This is a genomic window from Actinomadura darangshiensis, from assembly GCF_004349235.1.
Classification (GTDB): Bacteria; Actinomycetota; Actinomycetes; order Streptosporangiales; family Streptosporangiaceae; genus Spirillospora; species Spirillospora darangshiensis.
Genome location: NZ_SMKY01000089.1, coordinates 23,381 through 30,523, shown reverse-complemented (window position 1 = coordinate 30,523; position 7,143 = coordinate 23,381). Strand labels below are relative to the sequence as shown.

Below are 7,143 nucleotides of genomic sequence, written 5' to 3'. Positions count from 1 at the left end.
GCCCGCCCCCTCCGGCTGCCCGCCGGCATCCGCCGCCGATCTGTCACGCGGTCGCGATGTGTGGTGCGATGGGAAGTAACCTGTCCGGGTTCGTACAGCCGGCGGAACAGCCGGACGACCACGACGAGGAGAGCGACCCCGTGCGCATCGCCGTGACTGGCTCCATTGCGACCGACCATCTCATGACCTTCCCGGGAAGGTTCACCGACCAGCTGCTGCCCGACCAACTGGACCGGGTGTCGCTGTCCTTCCTGGTGGACGAGCTGGAGATCCGCCGCGGCGGCATCGCCGCCAACATCTGCTTCGGCATGGGCAGCCTCGGCAAGGAGTCAATCCTCGTCGGCTCCGTCGGCGACGACTTCGCCGACTACCGCTCCTGGCTCGAACGGCACGCGGTCGACACCGCGTCCGTGCACGTCTCGGAGACCCACCACACCGCGCGGTTCCTGTGCAACACCGACCAGGACCAGAACCAGATCGCCACGTTCTACGCCGGCGCGATGAGCGAGGCCCGCTCCATCGAGCTGCAGCCGGTCGCCGACCGAGTCGGCGGCCTCGGCCTGGTGGTCGTCAGCCCGAACGACCCCGAGGCGATGCTGCGGCACACCGACGAGTGCCGGACCCGCGGCATCCCGTTCGCCGCCGACCCGTCCCAGCAGCTCGCCCGCATGGACGGCGCGGACGTCCGCCGCCTGATCGACGGCGCCGCGTACCTGTTCAGCAACGAGTACGAGAAGGCCCTCGCCGAGGAGAAGACCGGCTGGCCGGGCGAGGAGATCCTGTCCCGCGTCGGTATCCGCGTCACCACCCTCGGGGCCAAGGGCGTGGTCATCGACCGCGCGGGCGAGGAGGGCGTGCACGTCCCCTGCGTCCCCGTCGAGAACGTCGTCGACCCGACCGGCGTCGGCGACGCGTTCCGCGCCGGCTTCCTGTCGGCGACCGCGTGGGAGCTGCCCCTCGAACGCGCCGCCCAGGTCGGCTGCGCCATCGCCGCGTACGCCCTCGAAGCGGCCGGCCCGCAGGAGTACACGCTGGCCCGCCAGGCGTTCCTCGACCGCTTCACGGCCGCCTACGGCTCCGACGCCGCCGCGGACGTCGAGCCGCACATCGCCTGCCCGACCCCGTAGCGGACGGCATGCGAAAGGGCCGCGCCGGAATCGGCGCGGCCCTCTCGCATGCGCTCAGTACGTGCGGCGGATGTGGAAGCCCCAGCCGCCCTGCCCGAGGGTCTCCTCGCGGACGAAGTCCTGCGACTTCATGCGGCACCAGGCGGGGACGTCGGTGCGCGCGGCGGCGTCGTCGGCGAGGACGGCGACGACCTGCCCGACGGGGATCTCGCGGATCCGCTCCGCCAGCATGATGATCGGGATGGGGCACTTGCGGCCGAGCGCGTCGATGACGAGCACGGGCGGCGGGCCCTCCGGCTCCGCCGGGCGCGGCATCGAGTCACCGGGGGGCGGGCCGGTCTTGGCGCGGCCTCGGAACCTCATGGGCGCGACCGCCTCCCTGTCTCGAAGGTGCTCATCGTCGCCCGCCCGTGCTCATCGACCCGCGGAGGCGGGCGACGGCATCGGGGAGCGCGGCGAGGAACCGGGCGACGTCCTCCGAACGGACCCCACGCGGCAGCGATACCCGCACGTTCCCATGGGTAATCACTCCCATCGCCTCCAGCACATGGCTTGGACGCAGCGTATCCGCCGTGCACGAGCTTCCGGAGGAAACCGCGAAACCCAGCCGGTCGAGTTCGGCCAGCAGCGCCTCGCCCTCCACGTACAGGCACGAGAACGTCACCAGGTGCGGCAGCCGGCGCACCGGGTCGCCGGCCACCTCGACGTCGGGCACGTCCCGCGGCACCTCCGCGCGGATGCGGTCCACCAGCGCGGAGACGCGCGGCGCGTCCGCCGCCATGTCCGCACGGTACGCCTCCAGCGCGGCGGCCGCCGCGGCGATGGCGGGAACGTTCTCGAACCCGGGGACGCGGCGGCCCTCCCGCTCGTCCGCGGGCAGCGGCGACCGCCACCGGGTGCCCTTGCGGACGGCGAGCACCCCGACGCCGGCGGGCCCGCCCCACTTGTGCGCGCTGCCGGCGAGCAGCGACCAGCCGCCCGGCACGTCCATCCGGCCGAGGGACTGCGCCGCGTCGACGAACAGGGGCACGCCGGCGGCGCGGCACGCCTCGGCGGCCTCGGCGACGGGCTGTACGGTGCCGACCTCGTGGTTGGCCGACTGCAGGCACGCGAGCGCGGTGTCCGCGCGCAGCGCCGCGGCGAACTCCGCCGGGTCGACGCGGCCCGCCCGGTCGACGCCGACGACGGTGACCTCGCCGCCGTCGCGCTCGTGCAGCTCGGCGGCGTGCAGCACGCTGGAGTGCTCCACGGCGCTCACCACCAGGTGCCGCCCGGTGCGCCGGCGCGCCTGGAGCCCCCCGAGGACCGCCAGGTGCACCGCCTGGGTGCCCGAGGAGGTGAACGACACCTCGTCGGGACGGGAGCCCAGGACACCGGCGACACGCGCGCGCGCCCGGTCGAGCAGCATCCGCGTGGCGCGGGCCGTCCCGTACAGCCGCGCAGGGTCGGCCCACGCCGCGTCCAGCGCCTCCAGCAGCGCGGACCGGGCCGCGGGGTGCGGCGGCTCGGTGGAGGCGGCGTCGAAGTAGCCGCCCGGCATGCTCGGTCGGGCCACGCGCAAACACTAACCGGGCACCCGATCGGGGGGTCGCGCGACCCTCACGCTAGGGTGTCCACCACACGTGTAAACACTGATCTCACCGCCCGGGCGACCGGGCTTTCATCCGTGGGGAAGGCATTCCGTGAGTCCGACCCGCTCTAGGGAGCGGCGTACGCCTGTGCGCAGTCGCCGCGCGTTGAAAAGCGCCGTCGCGCTAGGGCTGCTCGCCCTGTCCGCGACCGCGTGCAGCGGCAGCCGCCTGGGCATGCCCGAGCCCATCAGCGTCCAGGGCGAGCGCATGCTGAAGCTCTGGCAGGGCTCCTGGATCGCGGCGTTCGCGGTCGGGGCCGTCGTCTGGGGCCTCATCATCTGGGCGGTGCTGTTCCACCGCAAGCGCTCCGACGACCTGCCGCCGCAGGTCCGCTACAACATGCCGATCGAGATCCTCTACACGGCGGTCCCGTTCGTCATCATCGCGGTCCTGTTCTACTTCACCGCCCGGGACGAGAACTTCGTCGAGAAGACCACCAAGAATCCGCAGGTGGTCGTCGACGTGACCGCGTTCCAGTGGAGCTGGCAGTTCGACTACAAGGAGAAGGACGCCGGCGGCAAGGAGCAGAGGGTCGCGTCCGTCGTCGGCAACCCCGTGGCGCCGAACGGTCCCGCGCCGGGCAAGCCGGTCATGACGATCCCCTCGGGCAAGACGGTCCGCGTGCGCCTGCACTCCAACGACGTCATCCACTCGTTCTGGGTCCCGGCACTGATCTACAAGAAGGACGTCATGCCGGGCTACACCAACGAGTTCGAGTTCACGGCGAACAAGCTGGGCACCTATGAGGGCCGCTGCGCCGAGCTCTGCGGCGTCGACCACAGCCGGATGCTGTTCCAGCTGAAGGTCGTGACGCCCCAGCAGTACGAGAAGTTCATCGCCGATTCGAAGCAAGCACTGGCCGCGGGAGGTGCCAAGTGACCGCGACGAGTCACGCACCGAGCGCGCCGATCGCCGCGCCGCGGACGAGCAAGGGGCGCATCATCGCCTCCTGGATGTCGTCCACCGACCACAAGGTGATCGGCTACCTCTACCTGATCACCTCGTTCGTGATGTTCCTGTTCGGCGGCGTCCTCGCGCTCATCATGCGCGCGGAGCTGTTCGACCCGGGGCTGCAGATCGTCAGCAACGAGCAGTTCAACCAGCTGTTCACCATGCACGGCACGATCATGCTGCTGATGTTCGCGACGCCGCTGTTCGCGGGCTTCACCAACGTCATCATGCCGCTGCAGATCGGGGCGCCGGACGTGGCGTTCCCGCGGCTGAACATGCTGGCGTACTGGCTGTTCCTGTTCGGCAGCCTGATCGTCATCGCCGGCTTCCTGACCCCGGGCGGCGCGGCCAGCTTCGGCTGGTTCGCCTACGCCCCGCTGTCGGACGCGGTCCGGTCCCCGGGCGTCGGCGGCGACATGTGGGTGATGGGCCTGGCGATGTCGGGCTTCGGCACCATCATGGGCGCGGTCAACTTCATCACCACGGTGCTGTGCATGCGCGCGCCGGGCATGACGATGTTCCGGATGCCGATCTTCACGTGGAACGTCTTCCTGACGTCCATCCTCGTGCTGCTGGCCTTCCCGGTCCTCGCCGCCGCGCTGCTGGCCCTGGAGGCCGACCGCAAGCTGGGCGCGCACATCTTCGACGCCGCGCACGGGGGCGCGCTGCTCTGGCAGCACCTCTTCTGGTTCTTCGGGCATCCGGAGGTCTACATCATCGCCTTGCCCTTCTTCGGCATCGTGACGGAGATCCTCCCGGTGTTCAGCCGCAAGCCGGTCTTCGGCTACATCGGCCTGGTGTTCGCGACCATCAGCATCGCGGGCCTGTCGGTCACCGTGTGGGCGCACCACATGTTCGTCACCGGGCAGGTGCTGCTGCCGTTCTTCTCCTTCATGACGTTCCTCATCGCCGTGCCCACGGGGGTGAAGTTCTTCAACTGGGTGGGGACGATCTGGCGAGGGCAACTCACGTTCGAATCGCCGATGCTGTGGTCACTGGGCTTCCTCGTGACGTTCCTGTTCGGCGGGCTCACCGGCGTCATCCTGGCGTCGCCGCCGATGGACTTCCAGCTGTCGGACTCCTACTTCGTGGTGGCGCACTTCCACTACGTCGTGTTCGGCACCGTGGTGTTCGCGATGTTCGCCGGCTTCTACTTCTGGTGGCCGAAGTGGACCGGCAAGATGCTGAACGACACCCTCGGCAAGATCCACTTCTGGATGCTGTTCATCGGCTTCCACGGCACGTTCCTGATCCAGCACTGGCTGGGCGCCGCGGGCATGCCGCGCCGGTACGCCGACTACGCCAGCGAGTTCCACGGGATGAACGAGGTGTCCACCGCGTTCTCGTTCCTCCTCGGGGCCTCGATGCTGCCGTTCTTCTACAACCTGTACATCACGTGGAAGCGGGGCGAGCGCGTCGACGTGGACGACCCGTGGGGCTACGGCTCCTCCCTGGAGTGGGCGACGTCCTGCCCGCCGCCGCGGCACAACTTCAACTCGATCCCGAGGATCCGTTCCGAGCGGCCGGCGTTCGACCTGCACCACCCGCACGTGGGTGCCAAGGGCGAACTGGCCGGGGCTAAGGGGGAGTAGCGGATGCGCGTCCAGGCGTTCATGTTCTACGGGTGCGCGGTCTTCTTCCTCGCCACCGACGTCGTGTACTGGCTCTGGTCCGGCGACTGGACGGGCACGACCGCGCTCGGGCTCGCGGTGGGCCTCGCCGGGCTCATCGGGTTCTACGTCCACTTCACCGTCCGGCGCCTTGAGCGGGCCAACGCGGGGCCGCTGTACGAGGACGACCCGGAGGGCGAGATCGCGGACGCGGCGGGCGAGTTGGGCTTCTTCAGCCCGCACAGCTGGTGGCCGCTGTTCGTCGGGCTGTCGGCCGCGGCCGTGGCGCTCGGCGTCGTGTTCGGCTGGTGGCTGGTGATCCTCGGCGCCGCATTCGCGATTCTGACGACCATTGGTCTGGTCTTCGAGTACTACCGGGGTCATTTCGCCCATTGATCAGTAAAAGAACCCCATGAGGGGCCGGTGTCCGCTTTTTTGCGGGTACCGGCCCTTTCACATACTGGGCGCCGTTCCAGCGACCACGCTGGCCAGGCGGACCGATCGCCCAGGTGTGACGACCGGGGGGTCCACATGCGGGTGGGTGGCTCGAAACCGGGGGACGGGGCACGGCGTGCCGCCGCCGTGCTCGTCGGCGCCGGGATGGTGGCGGGCGCGGCGGCGTGCTCGGGCGGTGAGCCGGCCGGCGAGAACGCCGTGCGGCTCGCGGTGTCGCCGGGAGGCGGCGGCGGAAAGCTGCGGCCCGACAGCCCCATCGCCGTCGAGGCGCAGCACGGCACGATCGAGAACGTGACGGTGTCGGCGAAGGGCCGCGAGGTCGACGGCGACCTCAACGCCGACCGGACGCGCTGGCGGTCACGCTGGACGCTCGAACCGGGGGAGCAGTACACCGTCGACGCCACGGCGCTCGGGAAGGACGGACGGACCCGCACGGTCCGCAGCACCTTCTCGACGGCCGAGGTCCAGAAGACGAACGACGTGAAGATCGAGGCGCCGTACAACAAGGAGACCGTCGGCGTCGGCATCCCGATCATCATGCACTTCGCCGGTGCGGTGAAGGACAGGGCGGCGGTCGAGCGGGCCCTGGAGGTCACCGCGGACAAGACCGTCGAGGGCGCCTGGCACTGGTTCGGCGACAAGGAGGCCGTGTTCCGGACGAAGGACTACTGGCCGGCGCACACGAACGTGGCGTTCAAGGCCCACCTCGCCGGCGTGCGGACCGGCGGGGACGTGTACGGCGGGAAGAACTACTCCGTCGGCTTCAAGGTCGGCGACTCGCACGTGTCCACGGCCGGCGAGGACAACCACAAGATGGTGGTGAAGGTGAACGGCAAGAAGGCCCGCACCATCCCGACCAGCATGGGGCGCGGTGGCCAGCGCTCGTTCACCACCACCGACGGGGTCCACCTCACCATGGACAAGGAGGACCCGACCGTCATGACGTCCGACTGGATGGGGGTGAGCCCCGGAAGTCCCGGCGGCTACAGCCTGACCGTGTACAAGTCGGTGCGGATCTCCGACAGCGGCGAGTACGTGCACAGCGCCCCGTGGTCGGTCGGCAGCCAGGGCCACGAGAACGTCAGCCACGGCTGCATCAACATCAGCCCGTCCAACGCGAAGTGGTTCTACAAGCTGTCCCAGCGGGGCGACCCGGTGACGGTGACGGGGACCAGCCGGGAGCTGGAGCCGGAGAACGGCTGGGGCTACTGGCAGGTCAAGTGGAACGACTGGGTGAAGGGCAGCGCGCTGAAGCGGTCGGTGACGACGGCGCCGCACGTGGACGCCGCGACGCTTTCCGCGCAGCAGCAGGGCGCGAAGCACAAGGCGCCGCAGAAGCAGCGGGCCGAGGGCCACTGATTCCCGGGC

7 protein-coding genes are annotated in these 7,143 nt (G+C 70.1%); 5 read left to right on the top strand and 2 right to left on the bottom strand.

Annotation, left to right across the window (positions count from 1 at the left end):
- Nucleotides 1-140 precede the first annotated feature (140 nt).
- A complete protein-coding gene (locus E1293_RS20405; protein WP_132199034.1) occupies nucleotides 141-1,127 on the top strand; it encodes a carbohydrate kinase family protein in 987 nt (328 codons plus the stop codon).
- Nucleotides 1,128-1,181: 54 nt separating this feature from the next.
- Here E1293_RS20405 and E1293_RS20400 read toward each other — a convergent pair whose 3' ends face one another.
- Complete coding sequence (locus E1293_RS20400) at nucleotides 1,182-1,490, bottom strand: sulfurtransferase TusA family protein (RefSeq protein WP_207938974.1); 309 nt, start codon at nucleotides 1,488-1,490, stop codon at nucleotides 1,182-1,184.
- Between the two features lie 31 nt (nucleotides 1,491-1,521).
- Nucleotides 1,522-2,667 carry a cysteine desulfurase family protein gene (locus E1293_RS20395; protein ID WP_132199033.1) on the bottom strand — a complete coding sequence of 382 codons (1,146 nt, stop codon included), beginning with the start codon at nucleotides 2,665-2,667 and terminating at the stop codon, nucleotides 1,522-1,524.
- A gap of 178 nt (nucleotides 2,668-2,845) precedes the next feature.
- On the opposite strand from E1293_RS20395, the gene ctaC reads away from it, so the two are divergent.
- From ctaC to E1293_RS20375, 4 genes are all read left to right on the top strand, one after another.
- Nucleotides 2,846-3,637, top strand: coding sequence for an aa3-type cytochrome oxidase subunit II (gene ctaC / locus E1293_RS20390; protein WP_165978321.1), 792 nt, complete (start codon nucleotides 2,846-2,848; stop codon nucleotides 3,635-3,637).
- Nucleotides 3,634-5,301 carry an aa3-type cytochrome oxidase subunit I gene (ctaD, locus tag E1293_RS20385; RefSeq protein ID WP_132199026.1) on the top strand — a complete coding sequence of 556 codons (1,668 nt, stop codon included), beginning with the start codon at nucleotides 3,634-3,636 and terminating at the stop codon, nucleotides 5,299-5,301. Before ctaC ends, ctaD begins: the two co-directional genes overlap by 4 nt.
- A gap of 3 nt (nucleotides 5,302-5,304) precedes the next feature.
- Nucleotides 5,305-5,715: a cytochrome c oxidase subunit 4 gene (locus E1293_RS20380; protein WP_132199025.1), complete on the top strand. Its 411-nt coding sequence runs from the start codon at nucleotides 5,305-5,307 to the stop codon at nucleotides 5,713-5,715.
- Nucleotides 5,716-5,850: 135 nt separating this feature from the next.
- Nucleotides 5,851-7,134 carry a L,D-transpeptidase gene (locus E1293_RS20375; RefSeq protein WP_132199024.1) on the top strand — a complete coding sequence of 428 codons (1,284 nt, stop codon included), beginning with the start codon at nucleotides 5,851-5,853 and terminating at the stop codon, nucleotides 7,132-7,134.
- Nucleotides 7,135-7,143: the final 9 nt, after the last annotated feature.